Source organism: Actinosynnema sp. NPDC049800 (genome assembly GCF_040656635.1).
GTDB lineage: Bacteria > Actinomycetota > Actinomycetes > Mycobacteriales > Pseudonocardiaceae > Actinosynnema.
In genome coordinates this window covers 1-15965 of record NZ_JBFAMT010000039.1, presented here as the reverse complement: position 1 = coordinate 15965, position 15965 = coordinate 1, and the positions used below count along the sequence as shown (strand labels likewise).

The 15965-nt window shown below is 72.6% G+C and carries 16 protein-coding genes and 1 riboswitch; of the genes, 13 read left to right on the top strand and 3 right to left on the bottom strand.

Going from position 1 to position 15965, the window contains the following annotated elements:
- Positions 1-28: 28 nt before the first annotated feature.
- From AB0I91_RS31710 to AB0I91_RS31695, 4 genes are read left to right on the top strand one after another with little or no spacing between them, the layout of a single operon-like run.
- The gene (locus tag AB0I91_RS31710; protein WP_499640250.1) at positions 29-790 is read left to right on the top strand and encodes a hypothetical protein; all 762 of its coding nucleotides are present in this window, start codon (positions 29-31) and stop codon (positions 788-790) included.
- A complete protein-coding gene (locus tag AB0I91_RS31705; RefSeq protein ID WP_498784460.1) occupies positions 783-1097 on the top strand; it encodes a transcriptional regulator in 315 nt (104 codons plus the stop codon). Before AB0I91_RS31710 ends, AB0I91_RS31705 begins: the two co-directional genes overlap by 8 nt.
- Positions 1094-1579 (top strand): glutathione peroxidase, encoded by a 486-nt coding sequence (locus AB0I91_RS31700; protein ID WP_498784462.1) that lies wholly within the window; start codon positions 1094-1096, stop codon positions 1577-1579. Before AB0I91_RS31705 ends, AB0I91_RS31700 begins: the two co-directional genes overlap by 4 nt.
- Positions 1576-2007, top strand: coding sequence for a hypothetical protein (locus AB0I91_RS31695; RefSeq protein ID WP_498784464.1), 432 nt, complete (start codon positions 1576-1578; stop codon positions 2005-2007). Before AB0I91_RS31700 ends, AB0I91_RS31695 begins: the two co-directional genes overlap by 4 nt.
- A 367-nt stretch (positions 2008-2374) precedes the next feature.
- On the opposite strand, the gene AB0I91_RS31690 is transcribed toward AB0I91_RS31695, so the two are convergent.
- Together AB0I91_RS31690 and gcvH are read right to left on the bottom strand one after the other, a co-directional pair.
- Positions 2375-3739, bottom strand: coding sequence for an L-serine ammonia-lyase (locus tag AB0I91_RS31690; protein WP_498784466.1), 1365 nt, complete (start codon positions 3737-3739; stop codon positions 2375-2377).
- Positions 3740-3743: 4 nt separating this feature from the next.
- Positions 3744-4124, bottom strand: a complete 381-nt coding sequence (gene gcvH, locus AB0I91_RS31685; protein ID WP_499640246.1) for a glycine cleavage system protein GcvH — start codon at positions 4122-4124, stop codon at positions 3744-3746.
- Between the two features lie 125 nt (positions 4125-4249).
- Positions 4250-4344: riboswitch (glycine riboswitch) on the bottom strand.
- A 195-nt stretch (positions 4345-4539) separates the two neighbouring features.
- Here gcvH and ald point away from each other — a divergent pair.
- The 6 genes from ald (at position 4540) to AB0I91_RS31655 (ending at position 12505) form a co-directional block, all read left to right on the top strand.
- Entirely contained in the window at positions 4540-5646 is a 1107-nt protein-coding gene (gene ald / locus AB0I91_RS31680; protein ID WP_498784470.1) for an alanine dehydrogenase, read from the top strand.
- Positions 5647-5989: 343 nt separating this feature from the next.
- On the top strand, positions 5990-6172 hold the full coding sequence (locus tag AB0I91_RS31675) for a hypothetical protein (protein WP_123745591.1): 183 nt from the start codon (positions 5990-5992) through the stop codon (positions 6170-6172).
- Positions 6173-6177: 5 nt separating this feature from the next.
- Entirely contained in the window at positions 6178-6552 is a 375-nt protein-coding gene (locus AB0I91_RS31670; protein ID WP_498784472.1) for a hypothetical protein, read from the top strand.
- A gap of 48 nt (positions 6553-6600) precedes the next feature.
- Positions 6601-7782 (top strand): ABC transporter ATP-binding protein, encoded by a 1182-nt coding sequence (locus AB0I91_RS31665; RefSeq protein WP_499640244.1) that lies wholly within the window; start codon positions 6601-6603, stop codon positions 7780-7782.
- On the top strand, positions 7782-8654 hold the full coding sequence (locus AB0I91_RS31660) for an ABC-2 transporter permease (protein ID WP_498784476.1): 873 nt from the start codon (positions 7782-7784) through the stop codon (positions 8652-8654). Before AB0I91_RS31665 ends, AB0I91_RS31660 begins: the two co-directional genes overlap by 1 nt.
- 95 nt (positions 8655-8749) lie before the next feature.
- Positions 8750-12505, top strand: a complete 3756-nt coding sequence (locus AB0I91_RS31655) for an ABC transporter ATP-binding protein (protein ID WP_499640242.1) — start codon at positions 8750-8752, stop codon at positions 12503-12505.
- 57 nt (positions 12506-12562) lie between these two features.
- Here AB0I91_RS31655 and AB0I91_RS31650 read toward each other — a convergent pair whose 3' ends face one another.
- Positions 12563-12889 (bottom strand): rhodanese-like domain-containing protein, encoded by a 327-nt coding sequence (locus AB0I91_RS31650; RefSeq protein WP_498784480.1) that lies wholly within the window; start codon positions 12887-12889, stop codon positions 12563-12565.
- 85 nt (positions 12890-12974) lie between these two features.
- On the opposite strand from AB0I91_RS31650, the gene AB0I91_RS31645 reads away from it, so the two are divergent.
- The 3 genes from AB0I91_RS31645 (at position 12975) to AB0I91_RS31635 (ending at position 15813) form a co-directional block, all read left to right on the top strand.
- The gene (locus AB0I91_RS31645) at positions 12975-13559 is read left to right on the top strand and encodes a TetR/AcrR family transcriptional regulator (protein WP_498784490.1); all 585 of its coding nucleotides are present in this window, start codon (positions 12975-12977) and stop codon (positions 13557-13559) included.
- 75 nt (positions 13560-13634) lie between these two features.
- A complete protein-coding gene (locus tag AB0I91_RS31640; protein WP_499640240.1) occupies positions 13635-14237 on the top strand; it encodes a TetR/AcrR family transcriptional regulator in 603 nt (200 codons plus the stop codon).
- Between the two features lie 85 nt (positions 14238-14322).
- Positions 14323-15813 carry an FAD-dependent monooxygenase gene (locus AB0I91_RS31635; RefSeq protein ID WP_499640238.1) on the top strand — a complete coding sequence of 497 codons (1491 nt, stop codon included), beginning with the start codon at positions 14323-14325 and terminating at the stop codon, positions 15811-15813.
- Positions 15814-15965 lie beyond the last annotated feature (152 nt).

Here is a 15965-nt window from a genome sequence, read left to right as displayed (position 1 = left end):
GGTTGGTTTGCGGTGCAAACCTGACCGGGTGGCAGACCTGCTGGGTGACCTGGCCGAACTGCGCCGTCGGGCGCGGGAGGACCGGCACGCCTACCCGTTCCCGCTGCTGTTCTTCGGCGTCGCGTCGTTCCTGGCCGTGCCGCTGTACGCGCCGTCACCGGGGGCCGCGGCGGCGTGGAGCCCGTTGACGGTGCTCGGCGCGCACCCCGAGGTGCGGCACCCGACGCTGCTCGGCCTGTACTGGCTGGTCGTGCTGGTGGTGGGCGGGCTCGCCACGGCGTGGTGGTACCGCAGGCGCGGCGCGAGGGTGGGCATCGAGACGTCCACGGCGGGCTACCTCGGCGCGTTGGCGATCGGGTTGAGCGCGCCGGTGGTCGGCGTGGTGCTGGCGGTCGTCCTGCCGGGTCACCGCGTCGGCGCCTCCGGGCCGTGGTCGGGCACGGCGATCGGGCTGATCGTGCTGGCCGTGGCCACCGTGCTGTGGCGCCGCCGCGCGCCGCTGGTGCCGACGGCGGCCGCGGCGGTGCTCGGCACGGCGGTGCTCCAGTACGACCAGGGCCCGATCGGGCAGTTCATCGCGATCGGCCTCGGCCTGGTGGTGCTGGCGGCGGTGGAGCGCAGCACCCGGTTCACCACCATCACGGCGGGGTACCTGGTCGCGCTGTGCGTGTCGGCCGGCTTCACGCCGCCGGCCGCGGTCGACCCCGGCACGTGGTCGTTGGGCAGCGTGGTCGTGCTGCCCGGGTTGGTGCTCCTCGTGGGCGGTGTGGTGGGCTTGCGGCGTGGCTGAGCACCCCACCGCGTCGCTGGACGACGTGGTGCACCAGAGGCACCGGCTGGGCATCCTCACCGTGGCGGCGGAGGCGAAGCGGGTCGAGTTCGGCTACCTGCGGTCCACTTTGGAGCTGACGGCGGGCAACCTGTCGCGGCACATCGCCGTGCTGGAGGAGGCCGGGCTGGTGGCCGTGGAGAAGGGGTACGACGGCAAGCGGCCGCGGACGTGGGTCGGCGTGACGGCGGCGGGGCGGGCCGCGCTGGCGGCGGAGATGACGGCCCTGCGGGCGCTCGTCGAGCGGCACGTAGCCTCGCAGCCATGAGCATCCACGACATCCCGCTGCGCACGCTGTCCGGTGAGCCGTCGAGCCTGGGCGCGTTGGAGGGCAAGGCCTTGCTGGTGGTGAACGTCGCCTCGAAGTGCGGGCTGACGCCGCAGTACCAGGGCTTGGAGCGGTTGCAGGAGCGGTTCGCGGGGCAGGGGTTCTCCGTGGTCGGGTTCCCGTGCAACCAGTTCGCCGGGCAGGAGCCGGGCACGGCGGAGGAGATCGCCACGTTCTGCTCCACCACGTACGGCGTGACGTTCCCGCTGTTCGAGAAGGTCGAGGTGAACGGCCCGTCCCGGCACCCGCTGTACGCCGAGCTGACGTCGTTCGCGGACCTCGACGGCGCGGCCGGCGACGTGCAGTGGAACTTCGAGAAGTTCCTGCTCGCCCCGTCCGGCGAAGTCGTCGCCCGGTTCCGGCCGCGGACCGAGCCGGAGGACGAGGCGGTCGTCAAGGCCATCGAGTCGGTGCTGCCTTGACCGCGCGGGCGGAGTTGGAGCGCCTGGCCCGGCAGGCGCGCGACGAACTGGCCGCCGCCGGCCTGCCCCTGTCGCACGAAGGGCTGGCGCCGGACCTGCAGTGCGGCGTCACGGTCCGGGTGACCATGTGGGAGCCGGACGACGGCGTGGTGCACGCGGACTGGCGGCCCAGCCCCCGGCTCAGCCGGGTGGCGGTCGACGCCCTGCGCCACAAGCACCTGGACCACCCGGCCCTGCACCAGCAGGGAGCCGTGTCGCAGGCCATGGCCGACGCCGTCATCACCATCCTGACCGCCGCCGGCTTCACCGCCCGGCACACGACGAACGACTACCTCCCGTACGGCGTCGACGTCCTCGCCGCACCCGAAGGCCCGCCCGCGTGGGCGGTCCACGACGACGAGCTGACCATGCCGGGCTGGTCGGGGTGACCGAGGCCGGGCCCGCCCTCCGCAAGGGCAGCCCCGGCCTCGGTCCGAATTGCACACTCGCGCTCACGACGGCGTGAACCTCCTCCCGTAGCCGCTGCTGAATTCTGCTGTGCGCGATCAAGGCGCGCCGACCTGAGGGCGCGACAGCTGGCAGCCGCAGCAGTCGGGACGATCGCGTGGTCGAGAAGTGTTGTGCGGCATCGAGGTTCAGGCCAAAGACGCGCGAACGGGCTCCACCCCGCGTTACGAGGTGGAGCCCGTCAGGTGCGGCTCAAGATCAGGCCGTCTCCAGGCCGTGGGACGTCAGGCAGTGGCGAGAACCATCGAGCAGCGATGGAAGCCATCCGCCCTGGTCAGCGGCCGGTTATCAGCACTCGATGACGTTCACGGCCAGGCCGCCGCGCGCGGTCTCCTTGTACTTGACCTTCATGTCCTTGCCCGTCTCACGCATGGTCTTGATGACCTTGTCCAGCGACACGAAGTGGGAGCCGTCGCCGCGCAACGCCATCCGCGCCGCCGTGATCGCCTTGATCGACGCCAACGCGTTGCGCTCGATGCACGGGATCTGCACCAGTCCCCCGATCGGGTCGCACGTCAGCCCCAGGTTGTGCTCCATGGCGATCTCGGCCGCGTTCTCCACCTGCTCCGGCGTGCCACCCAGCACCTCGGCCAGCCCGCCGGCCGCCATCGAGCACGCCGAGCCGACCTCGCCCTGGCACCCGACCTCGGCTCCGGAGATCGACGCGTTCTCCTTGAACAGCACGCCGACCGCACCCGCCGTCAGCAGGAACCGCACCACGCCGTCGTCGGACGCGCCCGGCACGAAGCGGGTGTAGTAGTGCAGCACCGCGGGCACGATGCCGGCCGCGCCGTTGGTCGGCGCGGTCACCACGCGGCCACCCGCGGCGTTCTCCTCGTTCACCGCCAGCGCGAACAGGGTCACCCAGTCCATCACCCGCAACGGGTCCGTGGCGTAGTGCTCGGCGGCCATCCGCTGCCGCATCTCGGCCGCCCGCCGCCGCACCTTCAAGCCGCCGGGCAGCACCCCGGTCCGCGTGCAGCCGCGCTCGACGCACTCCTGCATCACGTCCCAGATGCGCAGCAGCCCCGAGCGCACCGACTCCTCGTCGCGCCACGACCGCTCGTTGGCCAACATCACCTCGCTGATCGACAGCCCGGTCTCCCGGCACCGCGCCAGCAGCTCGTCACCGGTCCGGAACGGGTGCGCGACCGGCGTCTCGTCGGGCTTGATCCGGTCCGCCCCGGTGGCCGTGTCGTCCACCACGAACCCGCCGCCGACGGAGTAGTACACCGCCGAGTCGACCACGACGTCACCCGAGTGGGCGGTGAAGCTCATGCCGTTGGGGTGCAGCGGCAACGACTTCCGCCGGTGCATCACCAGGTCGGCGTCCTCGGTGAACGCGATCTCCCGCACCCCGGCCAGCCGCAGCCGCCCGGTCGCCCGGATCTCCGCCAGCCGCCGCTCGGCCTCCTCCGGGTCGACCTCCTCCGGCCGGCTGCCCTCCAGGCCCAGCACCACCGCCTTCGGGCTGCCGTGCCCGTGCCCGGTCGCGCCGAGCGACCCGAACAGCTCCACGTGCACCCGGTCGACCGAGGCCAACGAGGGCCGCAGCCGTTGCGCGAACATCATCGCCGCGCGCATCGGGCCCACCGTGTGCGAGCTCGACGGTCCGATGCCCACGGAGAACAGGTCGAACACGCTGATCGCCATGACGTCAGTCCCCGGTCAGTTCCGCGTACTTCGCCGCGGTCAGCAACCCGGACGCGTCCGTCACGGCCACCTTGAACAGCCACCCGGCCCCGTACGGGTCGTTGTTGATCAACGACGGGTCGTCGACCGCGGCCCGGTTGACCTCGACCACCTCGCCGCTGATCGGCGCGTACAGGTCGCTGACCGACTTGGTCGACTCCAGCTCGCCGCACACCTCGCCCGACTTCACCACGGTGCCGACCTCGGGCAGCTCCACGAACACGATGTCACCCAACGACTCCGCCGCGTACGACGTGATGCCGACCGCCACGGGCTCCTGGGTACCCGGCGCCCAGTCCACCCACTCGTGCTCGGGCGTGTACAGCAGGTTGTCCGGAAAAGTCACGACAGCGCTCCCTCACGGCAAGGTCCACCAGAGCCCCACTCTGTCCTGGGACCTGAGAGCTTCACCGACGCCGGAGCGGCGGCTTGCACCGTGGGTGCGCGGACTTGCGCGCTTTCCAGAGTCGCCTCACCCGAGCGGTTCTCGCTGCCTGAGAGTGTGCGGGGTGCTTGCTCCTTCGGCGCCCCGGCACGTTCACCGAGGTCTCTCCCGCGCGGGTTCCGGCGCTCCTGGCGCGCCGCGGCCGATGTTCAGTTGGTTGGCCCGCACGCTAGGTGCCGGGCCCGACGGGTGTCAACGCACCGCCGGGCTTGTTCGATCAGCACAGTGGCGCAGGGGTGCGTTGGTGCCGGCCGCACGATGACACCGAATACCCGTTACCGGACCTTTGGTGTAACAACGGCCGAAGGAGCCCACCGTGCGGATCGCCGTCCCCCGCGAGATCAAGAACCACGAGTACCGCGTCGCGCTGACCCCGGCGGGCGCGCACGAGCTGACGCAGCGCGGCCACGACGTGGTGGTCGAGGCCGGCGCGGGCCTCGGTTCGGCCATCACCGACGAGGAGTACCTGGCCGCGGGCGCGAAGGTGCTGGCGGGCGCGGACGACGTGTGGGCCGAGGGCGACCTGGTGCTCAAGGTGAAGGAGCCGATCGCCGAGGAGTACCCGCGGCTGCGCAAGGGCCAGGTCCTGTTCACGTACCTGCACCTGGCCGCCGACCGGCCGCTGACGCAGGCGCTGCTGGACTCGGGCACCACCGCCGTCGCCTACGAGACCGTGCAGACCGCGAACGGCGCGCTGCCGCTGCTGGCGCCGATGTCCGAGGTGGCGGGCAGGCTCGCGCCGCAGGTGGGCGCGTTCTCGCTGATGAAGCCGTCCGGCGGGCGCGGCGTGCTGCCCGGCGGCGTGCCCGGCGTGCACCCGGCGCGGGTGGTCGTGATCGGCGGCGGCGTGGCGGGCCTGAACGCGGCGGCGATCGCCGTCGGCATGGGCGCGGACGTGCAGATCCTGGACACCAACGTGGACCGGCTGCGCCACATCGACGCCCTCTACCAAGGCCGCCTGCGCACCGTGACGTCCAACCGGTACTCCGTCGAGCAGGCCGTCCGCGAGGCCGACCTGGTCATCGGCGCGGTGCTGGTGCCCGGCGCGAAGGCGCCGAAGCTGGTGAGCAACGAGCTGGTCGCCGACATGAAGCCCGGCTCCGTCCTGGTGGACATCGCGATCGACCAGGGCGGCTGCTTCGCCGACTCGCGCCCGACCACGCACGCCGACCCGACCTACCAGGTGCACGACACCGTCTTCTACTGCGTGGCGAACATGCCCGGCGCCGTGCCGCGGACGTCGACCTACGCGCTGACCAACGTGACGCTGCCGTACGCCGTCGCGCTGGCCGACCAGGGCTGGGAGGCGGCGCTGCGGGCGGACGCGTCGCTGGCGCTCGGCCTGAACGCGCACGAGGGCCTGCTGACCAACCTGCCGGTCGCGCAGGCGCACGGGATGACCCACACGCCGCTCGACTTCTGAGGACCCACCGCGAAGGGCCCCGCTCACGTGCTGTGAGCGGGGCCCTTCGGCGAAAGAAAGACGGCCCGCTCAACCAGCCTGGGGGTCACTGGGAGCGGGCCGCGTCGCCAATCTTAGCCGGGAACGGGGGTCGCTGCCCAGTGACCCCACCGATCCGGCCGAGATTCCCACCCGGCGGTGGCGACGCGCTGTGCCCAAACTCAAGCAATCGAGTGAACTTGGGTGATAACGGGTAAGTCACGACGGCCCCGCGACCGATGCACAGGGCGGGAACCCCGCGGCTACCCGGCGGGGTCGTCCGCTCGCGCGGCGCTCTGCCGCGCCACCTCCGATCGGAGCGCAGATGGCTGAACCCGAGGGCTGGATCGACTGCCACGACCCGTTCGGGCGGGACCGGTCGATGACCGTGCTCGTCGAGGACGACCGAGTTCTGCTGGTCGCGCCGCCCGGCGAGTCCGCCGTGATGTCCGTCACGCAGACGCGCAGGCTGCACCGCCTGCTCGACCAAGTCGCCGACAGGATGTGACGGCCGTGGACGAAGCGCTGCGGGCCGCCGTGATGCGCCGGCTGGCGCTGCTGGACGAGGCCGCCGAGACCGGCGAGGCGGACGCCCTCGTGCCGCTCGCGCGGTCCGAGATCCACCGCCTGGCCGACGGCTGGCGGCTGCTGCTGACCGTGCACCAACCGGATCCGGACGGCCGCTGCGGCGCGTGCCCCGGCATCCTGCGGCACAAGAAGTGGCCGTGCCAGGTGTGGACGATGGCCCACCAGCACCTCATCGGCGACGGCCTGCCGCACCGCGAACGCCGCCGTCCGCTGCGCACGCTGCGACATTCGAAGGAGGTCGAGACGACGGCCGAGATACCCAGGGTCGCGTCGAAACCGCGGCATGCCCTCCCAGAGTGACCCTCCTAGGGCAGGATGACGCCCGGTAGGAGTACTCGGGAGGGACGCGTGCACGACGGCAGTGGCCGCATCGTGGTGCAGAACTTGACCAAGCAGTTCGGTCCGGTCGCAGCGGTGCAGAATCTCAGCTTCACGGTGGAACCCGGTTCGGTGACCGGCTTCCTCGGTCCCAACGGGGCCGGCAAGACGACGACGCTGCGCATGCTGCTCGGCCTGGTGACCCCGACCGCGGGCACCGGACTGATCAACGGCAGGCCGTTCGCCCAGCTCGGCAACCCGGCGCGGGTGGTCGGCGCGGTGCTGGAGGCGCAGGGCTTCCACCCCAAGCGCACGGCGCGCAACCACCTGCGGGTCTACGCCGCCGCGATCGGCGTGCCGGACTCGCGCGCCGACCAGGTGCTCCAGCTGGTGGGCCTCGGCGCGGCCGGCGACCGCAAGGCGGGCGGGTTCTCGCTGGGCATGAAGCAGCGGCTGGCCCTGGCCACCGCGCTGCTCGGCGACCCGCAGATCCTGGTGCTCGACGAGCCGGCCAACGGGCTCGACCCGGAGGGCATCGCGTGGCTGCGGACGTTCCTGCAGTCCTACGCGCGCAGCGGGCGGACCGTGCTGATCTCCAGCCACCTGCTGGCGGAGGTCGAGCAGACCGTCGACCAGGTGGTCGTCATCAGCCGCGGTCAGACCATGTACTACGGCTCGCTCGACCAGCTGCGCGACCAGCAGCAGGGCCGCGTGCTCGTGCAGCCGTCGGACACCGGCGCGCTGGTCGCGGCGTTGCGCGAGGACGGGATCAGCGCGATCGAGCAGCTGCCGGACGGCCGCATCGCGGTGACCGGCGTGGAGGCCAGGCAGGTCGCCGACACCGCGTTGAAGGCGGGTGTGTCGGTCTACGGCATCCAGGAGGAGAAGGTCGACCTGGAGCGGCTGTTCTTCCAGCTCACCAACGGCCAGTACGCGGCGCCGGGCCAGTACGCCCAACCCGGCGGCTACCAGCAGCAGCTACCGGCCGGCTACCAGCAGCCGTACCAGACACCGCCGCAGGGCTACCAGCAGCCGCCGCCGGGCTACCAGCAGCCGTACCAGCAGCCGCCCGGCTACGAGCAGCAGTACCAGCAGCAGTACCAACAGCCCCCGCAGGGCTACGAGGCGCCACCACCGGGGTCCCAGCCGCCGCCGCAGGACAACCCGTACGGACAGCAACACGGTCAGGGCGGCCTCGGGGGCGGTGCGTGATGGGCAACCTGATCAAGTCGGAGTTCCGCAAGACGACCACCACGGGCCTGTGGTGGGGCCTGATGATCCCGACCGTGCTGCTCGCGTTCGGCTGGGCGCTCGGCACCGGGGCCATCTTCAAGACCGTCTCGGACATCATGAACAACGACGAGGCGGCGGAGCTCACCGCGCTGCTCAACGTGGACCCGTCGCAGTGGCAGATGTCGGTGTTCGGGATCGCCCGCAGCATCAACGTGGCGACGATCTTCCCGATGATCTTCGGCGGCCTGGCGATCGCGAACGAGATCAACCGCAAGACGATCACCACGACGTTCCTGACCTCGCCCAACCGGGTCTCCGCGCTGGCCGCGAAGATGATCGTCTACATCCTGTGGGGCGCGATCTTCGGCATCGCCATCGTCGCGTCGGTGAGCATCGGCATCGCGCTGACCTCGAACTCGGGCTCGTTGCCCGACGCCGGCGGCTGGCTCGCGCTGGCCGGTGTCGGCGTGCTGTCGTCGATCCTGATGACCATGTTCGGCGTCGGCGTCGGCGCGCTGATGACCAGCGTCGTCGGCACCACCGTGGTGCTGCTGCTCTACATGCTGATCGTGGAGAACGGCATCCAGCTCGTGCTGGCGTCGCAGGGCCTGCCGGAGATCATCGGCTTCCTGCCCAACGGCGCGGTGAACGGCATGACCGGCTCGGTGGCGTCGTCGCTGTTCCTGTCGAACGCCGGCGTCGTGCCGGAGGACATGGTCGAGTTCCTGCGGGCGATCGCGGGCGCGCTGGGCGCGTTCGACTGGTGGTTGAGCGGCCTGGTCTTCCTCGTCTGGACGGCGTTGTTCTTCCTCGGCGGCTGGGCGGCCACTCAGCGCAAGGACATCACCTGATCGCGTGTTCTTGATCGGCTGACGGAGGCCGCCCCGAAGGTTCGGGGCGGCCTTCGTCACCTCCAGGGGGGCCGACACCGTCGGTGGTCCGACCTATGTTGGACGTCGTGACTTCTCCCGACGGCTGGATCCGCAGGCTCGCCAAGGCGTGCTGGCAGCACCGCGCCCTCGTGGTGCTCTCGGTGCTCGCCGCCGTCGTCGGCGTCGGGTTGCAGGCCGTCGGTCCATTGTTGATCAAGGTCGCCGTCGACGACGCGATGGCCGGCCGCACGGACCGCCTGACCTGGCTCGCGATCGTCCTGGTCGGCTTGGAGCTGCTGACCTTCGGCACCGCGTTCGTGCGCCGGTTCCTCGGCGGCAGGCTGGCCGTCGACGTGCAGCACGACCTGCGGCAGGCCGTGTTCGGCGCGGTGCAGCGGTTGGACGGGCCCAAGCAGGACGCGTTGCGCACGGGCCAGGTGGTGTCCCGCTCGATCACCGACCTCCAGCTGGTCAACAGCCTGCTGTCGATGACGCCGCTGGCGTTCGGCACGGTCGTGTTCGCGGTCGCGGCGATCGTGGCGATGTTCTGGCTGTCGCCGCTGCTGACCGTGATCGCGCTGGTGATCACCCCCGCCGTCGGGGTGGTCGCGGCGCGCAGCAGGCTGACGCTCTTCCCGGCCACCTGGTCGGCCCAGCAGCGCGCGGCCGACGTGGCGCAGCACGTGGAGGAGACCGTCACCGGCGTGCGCGTGGTGAAGGGGTTCGGCCAGGAGGCCCGCGAGGTCTCCCGGCTGGAGTCCCGCGCCAAGCTCCTGTTCGCCGAGCGGATGCGCGCGGCCCGCCTGACCGCCCGCCCGTCCGCGACGCTGAACGCCCTGCCCTACCTCGGCCAGGTGGCGGTCCTGGCGCTCGGCGGCTGGATGGCGCTGCGCGGGGAGGTCACCCTCGGCACGTTCCTGGCGTTCGCGACCTACGTGGCCACCCTCGTCGGCCCGACCCGCCTGCTGGCGAGCCTGATGGTGACGGCGCAGCTGGCGCGGGCCGGCGTGGAGCGCGTGTACGAGCTGGTCGACTCGCAGCCGACGGTCGTGGACGGCGACCGCGACGTGCCCGCCGGTCCGGTGGCCGTCGAGCTGCGGGACGTGACGTTCGGCTACACGCGCAGCGAACCGGTGCTCTCGGGCGTGTCCCTGCGCGTGGAACCGGGCGAGACCCTCGCGGTCGTCGGCACCGCGGGCTCCGGCAAGTCGACCGTCTCGCTCCTGCTGCCCCGGTTCTACGACGTGCACGAGGGCGCGGTGTCGGTGGGCGGGGTGGACGTCCGGGACCTGCGGCTGGCCTCCCTGCGCCGGACCGTGGGCACGGTGTTCGAGGAGGCGTTCCTCTTCTCCGACACCGTCCGCGCGAACATCGCCTACGGCCTGCCGGACGCCTCCGACGAGCAGGTGGAGGCGGCGGCGCGGGCGGCCGAGGCGCACGAGTTCGTCCAAGCCCTGCCGGACGGCTACGACACCGTGGTCGGCGAGCGCGGCCTGACCCTCTCCGGCGGTCAGCGCCAGCGCGTCGCCCTGGCCCGCGCCCTGCTCTCCGACCCGCGCGTCCTGGTCCTGGACGACGCGACCTCGGCCGTGGACAACGCCACCGAGGCGGCGATCCACCGCACGCTGGCCGCCGTGACCGCCGAGCGCACGACGCTCCTGATCGCGCACCGGCGGTCGTCGCTCGCGCTGGCCGACCGCATCGCCGTGCTGGACGCGGGCCGGGTGGTCGACGTCGGCACCGACGCCGAGCTGCGGGAGCGCTGCCGCCTCTACCGCGAGCTCCTCGCCGGACCGGGCGAGGCGATCGAGCACGTCGACCCCCGTGCCGACGCCAGGCTGGAACCGGGCCCGGACGGCACGACCCCGGACCTCTGGCCCGAGAGCGACGACGACGACCTGGCCGTGCGCGCGGCGAACCGGGCCGTCGGCGCGGCCAAGGTCTCCCGGGGCGGCGGTGGCACGTCGGCGCTGCTGGGCGGCACCCCGCCCACCCCGGAGCTGATGGCCCGCGTCCACTCCCTGCCGCCCGCCGACGACGTGCCGACCCTGAACGGCGAGGACCCGCGCGCCCCCGACCCGGGCTTCCGCCTGCGCACCCTGCTGCGGCCCGTCCGCTGGACGATGCTGGGCGTGGGCGGTCTCCTCCTGATCGACACCGCGCTGGCCGTCGCCTCGCCGAACCTGGTGCGCCTGGGCATCGACAAGGGCGTCGTCGGCGGCCAGGTCGGCTGGCTCTGGACCGCCGCCGCGATCAGCTTCACGCTGGTCGTGCTGGGCTGGGTGTCGGCGGCGGCGGGCACCGTCGTGACCTCCCGGCTCGGCGAGCGCCTGCTGTACCTGTTGCGCGTGCGCAGCTACGCCCACCTGCAACGACTCGGGCTGGACTACTACGAGCGCGAGATGGCCGGCCGGATCATGACCCGGATGACCACCGACGTGGACGCCCTGTCCAGCTTCCTGCAGACCGGCCTGACCACGTTCGTGATCAGCGTGCTGACCGTCGTCGGCATCGCGGTGGCCCTGGTCGTCACCGATCCGGGCCTGGCGCTGGTGGCGCTGAGCGTGCTGCCGATCCTGCTGATCGCGACGGTGGTCTTCCAGCGCCTCTCGTCGGCGGCCTACGCGGAGGCGCGCGAACGCGTCAGCGCGGTCAACGCCGACCTCCAGGAGAACGTCTCGGGGCTGCGCGTGTCGCAGGCGTACACGCGGGAGGCGCGGTCGGCCGAGGCGTTCGCCGAGCGCAGCGACGCCTACCGCCGCTCCCGCATCCGGGCGCAGCGGTACATCGCCACCTACTTCCCGTTCCTGTCGCTGCTCTCCGGCGTCGCGCAGGCGGGGATCCTCGTGGTCGGCTCGTACCGCGTGGCGGAGGGCACCCTGTCCCCCGGCGTGCTCCTGGCGTTCGTGCTGTACCTGGGCCTGTTCTTCTCGCCGCTGTACCAGCTCTCGGGCGTGTTCGACGGCTACCAGCAGGCCAGGGTGGGCCTGAGCCGCATCGGCGACCTGCTGCGCACCCCGACCACCGTCCCGCCGGCCGACGACCCCGTGCCGGTGCCCCACCTGCGCGGCGAGGTGGAGCTGCGCAACGTCACGTTCGCCTACCAGGGCACCACCCGTCCCGCGGTGGAGGACATCTCGCTGCACGTCTCGCCGGGCGAGACCGTCGCCTTCGTAGGCGCGACCGGTGCGGGCAAGTCGACCCTGGTCAAGCTGGTGGCGAGGTTCTACGACGCCACCGAGGGCGCGGTGCTGGTCGACGGCGTGGACCTGCGCTCCTACGACCTGGCGGCGCTGCGCCAACGGCTGGGCATCGTCCCGCAGGAGGCGCACCTGTTCGGCGGCGACATCGCGGAGAACGTCGCCTACGGCAAGCCCGACGCGACCAGGGCCGAGATCGAGGCGGCGGTCCGGGCCGTCGGCGCCATGCCCGTGGTGGCCGCCCTGCCCAACGCGTTCCACCAGCAGGTGGGCGAGCGCGGCCAGGGCCTGTCCGCCGGCCAGCGCCAACTGGTCGCGCTGGCGCGCGCCGAGCTGGTCCAGCCGACGATCCTGCTGCTGGACGAGGCCACCGCCGCCCTCGACCCCGCCACGGAGTCCGCGGTCCTGGAAGCCAGCGACCACCTGGCCGGGGCCCGGACCACGTTCGTCGTCGCCCACCGCTTGGCCACCGCCGCCCGCGCCGACCGGATCGTGGTCCTGTCCGAGGGCCGGATCGTGGAGCAGGGCACCCACGCCGAGCTGCTCGAGGCCAACGGCCACTACGCCCGGCTCTGGTCCCACGGCGCCGACGTCGCGCCGGACGCCGGCGAGCTCACCCCGAGCCACTGACCCGTCCGGGGGCCGCGGCCGGACCACGGCCCCCGGAGTCCTCGTCCGCGTGGACCCTCAGGCGGATTCGGTGGGCAGGCCGGCCTCCGTCCAGTCCTCGATGCCCTCGCGGTACTTGCGGACGTCGGTGTAGCCGAGCGCGGTCAGCCGGTCGGCGACCTGCCCGCTGTTGGGGCACGCCGGGTTCGAGCAGTAGGTGACGATCGCGGCGTCGCGGTCGGGGAGCAGGGCCGGCGCCAGGGTGTCGACGTCGGCCAGGACCAGCGCGAGCGCGCCGGGCAGGTGCTGCTTGGCGTAGTAGTCGCCGCCCAGCGCGTCGAGGACGGTCACGGTGCCCGCGTCGATCGCTGCCTTCAGCTCGTCGCGGGTGATGAGTGCGGTCATCCCACTGCCTTCCGGAAGAGAATCGGACTATAGTCCGCTTGTGCCTCACGACGATAGCGGACCGCAGTCCGGTTCTGCAATCCCCCTGGAACTGCTGCGCACCCCGCCACCCAAGGAGCGAACGGACGCGGCGCGCAACCGCGTCGCCGTCCTGGAGGCCGCCGCCCGGCTCTTCGCCGAGCACGGCGTCGAAGCGGTGTCCATGGACCAGGTGGCGACCGCCGCCGGCGTCGGCAAGGGCACCCTGTTCCGCCGCTTCGGCGACAAGTCCGGACTGGCCGCCGCCCTGCTGGACACCCGGGAACGCGTGCTCCAAGAGGCGATCCTGCACGGACCACCGCCGCTCGGCCCCGGCGCGCCGCCCGTCGAACGCCTCGTCGCGTTCATCGACGCCTACCTCGACTACCTGCTGGAACACCTGGCCCTGGTCCGGATGTCGGAGACCGCGGTGCCCGGCGCCCGGTACCGGATCGGGGCCTACCGGTTCTGGCACCGCCACGCGGCGATCCTGCTCGACACCACACCCGACCCCGACCACACCGCCCACGCCCTGCTCGCCGCACTGGCCGCGGAACACGTGGCCTCGCTCCTGCCCGAACTCGGCGAACGGCGGATGCGCGCCGGCCTCGCCCGCCTCGCCCGCTCGGCGATGCGACCCGACGGTTCGTGAGACCCGAGCCTCACCGACAAAACTTTCCGGATCGGCAAGTTTGCAGATTCGGAAAGTTTAGCTAGGCTGATCCGCATGGCGACGGAAGGGCTGCGTGAGCGCAAGAAGCGGGAGACGCGGTTCGCGTTGAGCCAGGCCGCCATCCGGCTCACCCTGGAACGCGGGTGGGACAACGTCTCGGTGGAGGACATCGCCGCCGCGGCGAACGTGTCCGAGCGGACCTTCCGCAACTACTTCGCCAACAAGGCCGAGGCGATCGTCGCCACCCACGTCGAGCGCGGCCGGCGCATCGCCGAGGCCCTCCGCGACCGCCCGGCCGACGAACCGCTCTGGGACGCGCTCGTCGACGCCGTCGTCTCGCAGTTCGAGCCACCGCCGGGCAGCGCCCCGACGCCCTCCGGTTACGCCGACGCGCTCCAGGAGCTGCTCGCCGAGCCGGCCGTCCAGTACGAGGTGTTCCGCGCCCACACCGCCGCGCAGGACGAGCTGACCGCCGCCATCGCCGACCGCACCGGCACCGACCCCGGCGACCTGTACCCGGGGATCGTGGCCGCCGTGGTCAGCGCGGGTCTGGGCGCCGCGCTCACCCGGTGGACCCGGAACCCCACCGGGTCGATCGCACCACTGCTGCGCGAGGTCTTCGACCAGATCCGCGCCGGGTTGCCCGCCCCGCGCTGACCGCGCCGTCCGCCCCGCAGACCGACGCCCGCCCGACGGGCTCCCCCGGCATGCCCGAAAACACCCGAAGCAGAGGAGTGACGCCATGGACGTGGTCATCGTCGGCGGTGGACCGAACGGGCTCATGCTCGCGTGCGAGCTCGCCCTGGGAGGCGTCCGGCCGGTCGTGCTGGAACGCCTCCTCGAACCCGCCGCGGAACCCCGGTCGAACGGCCTGGTCGGCCAGGTCGTCCGCCTGGTCGACCGCCGCGGCCTGTTCGAGCGGCTCAGCGGGCAGCCCGGCCCGCCGGCGCCCAACGGCAGCTACTTCATGTTCGCCGCGATGCCGCTCGACCTCGGCCTCCTCGCCGACAGCCCGATCTACAACCTCCCGGTGCCCGAGGCGGCCACCGTCCGGGTCCTCGAAGAACGCGCGACCGAGCTGGGCGTCGAGCTCCGCCGCGGCCACGAGTTCACCGGGCTCGTTCAGGACGCCGACGGCGTCACGCTCACCGTCGACGGCCCGGACGGGCCCTACGAGCTGCGCACCCGGTACGTCGTCGGCGCCGACAGCGCGCACAGCCCGGTCCGCAAGGCCGCCGGCATCGGTTTCCCGGGCGTCACCTACGACCGGTCCACCACCCGCACCGCGCACGTGACCGTGCCGCCGGACCGGCTCGACCCCGCGACCGGCGCGCTGGACGTGCCCGGCCACGGCCCCGTCCTGCCGTTCCTGCCCGTCCGGACCGCCCGCGGCGGCTTCTCCTACGCGCCGCTGCCCGGCCGCCCACCGCTCGTCGCCACCACGGAGTGGGACGAGCCGGCAGCGACCGCTCCGATGAGCTTGGACGAGATGCGCGCCAGCGTCGCCCGCGTGCTGGGCGTCGACGTGCCGCTCGGCCCGCCACCCGGCGCCGGCCCGCACGTGCTGCGCAGGCTCAACGGCGGCAACACCAGGGTCGCCGAGCGGTACCGCGACGGTCGGGTGTTCCTGGTCGGCGACGCCGCCCACGTGTTCGCCGCCGGCGGCACCGGCCTCAACGTCGGCCTCCAGGACGCGGTGAACCTGGGCTGGAAGCTCGCCGCGGTGGTCAACGGCGCCGCCGACGTCCTCGACACCTACGAGGCCGAGCGCCGTCCGGTCGCCGACCGGACCATCACCTACTCGCAGGCGCAGTCCGCCCTGCTGTCACCGGGCGAGGACGTGACCGGGCTGCGCCGGCTGTTCGGCGAGCTGCTCGCCCAGCCGGGTGTCGTGCGGGTGGTGGCCGACCTGGTCGCCGGCGCGGACGTCCGCTACCCGGTCGGCGAGGACGCCCACCCGCTGGCCGGCCTGCCCGCCCCCGACCTCGACCTGCGCACGTCGGCCGGCACGGTCCGGCTCGCGGAGCTGGTCAGGACGGCGCGGCCGCTGCTGATCGACCTGACGGGGAGCGGCGACCTGCGCGCCGACGGCGTCGAGGTCGTCCGCGCCGAGGCGGACACCGACGTCACCGCCCTGCTGCTCCGCCCCGACTCCTACGTGGCGTGGGCGTCGGACGACGCACGCCCCGACCAGGACGAGCTCCGGCAGGTCGCCGCGCGGTGGTTCGGCTGACCGCGGGCACGAGGCCGCCCCGCAGCCCGTGCGGCCTGCGGGGCGAAGAGCGGTCGCTCAGCCCTCCATAAGCTCTTGATCGTCCGGGACACGATGTTCCGGACGCCCGGGTTGGTGGGGTGTGGCAATCAGTCCTCTGCCGTTGGATGGCT

Bases quoted from the DNA above. Each gene is read 5' to 3' on its own strand.
- AB0I91_RS31690 (WP_498784466.1), bottom strand. From the start codon at position 3,739: ATGGCGATCAGCGTGTTCGACCTGTTCTCCGTGGGCATCGGACCGTCG.
- AB0I91_RS31675 (WP_123745591.1), top strand. From the start codon at position 5,990: ATGGCTGAACCCGAGGGCTGGATCGACTGCCACGACCCGTTCGGGCGG.
- AB0I91_RS31650 (WP_498784480.1), bottom strand. From the start codon at position 12,889: ATGACCGCACTCATCACCCGCGACGAGCTGAAGGCAGCGATCGACGCG.
- AB0I91_RS31700 (WP_498784462.1), top strand. From the start codon at position 1,094: ATGAGCATCCACGACATCCCGCTGCGCACGCTGTCCGGTGAGCCGTCG.
- AB0I91_RS31635 (WP_499640238.1), top strand. From the start codon at position 14,323: ATGGACGTGGTCATCGTCGGCGGTGGACCGAACGGGCTCATGCTCGCG.
- AB0I91_RS31660 (WP_498784476.1), top strand. From the start codon at position 7,782: ATGGGCAACCTGATCAAGTCGGAGTTCCGCAAGACGACCACCACGGGC.
- AB0I91_RS31640 (WP_499640240.1), top strand. From the start codon at position 13,635: ATGGCGACGGAAGGGCTGCGTGAGCGCAAGAAGCGGGAGACGCGGTTC.
- AB0I91_RS31655 (WP_499640242.1), top strand. From the start codon at position 8,750: ATGTTGGACGTCGTGACTTCTCCCGACGGCTGGATCCGCAGGCTCGCC.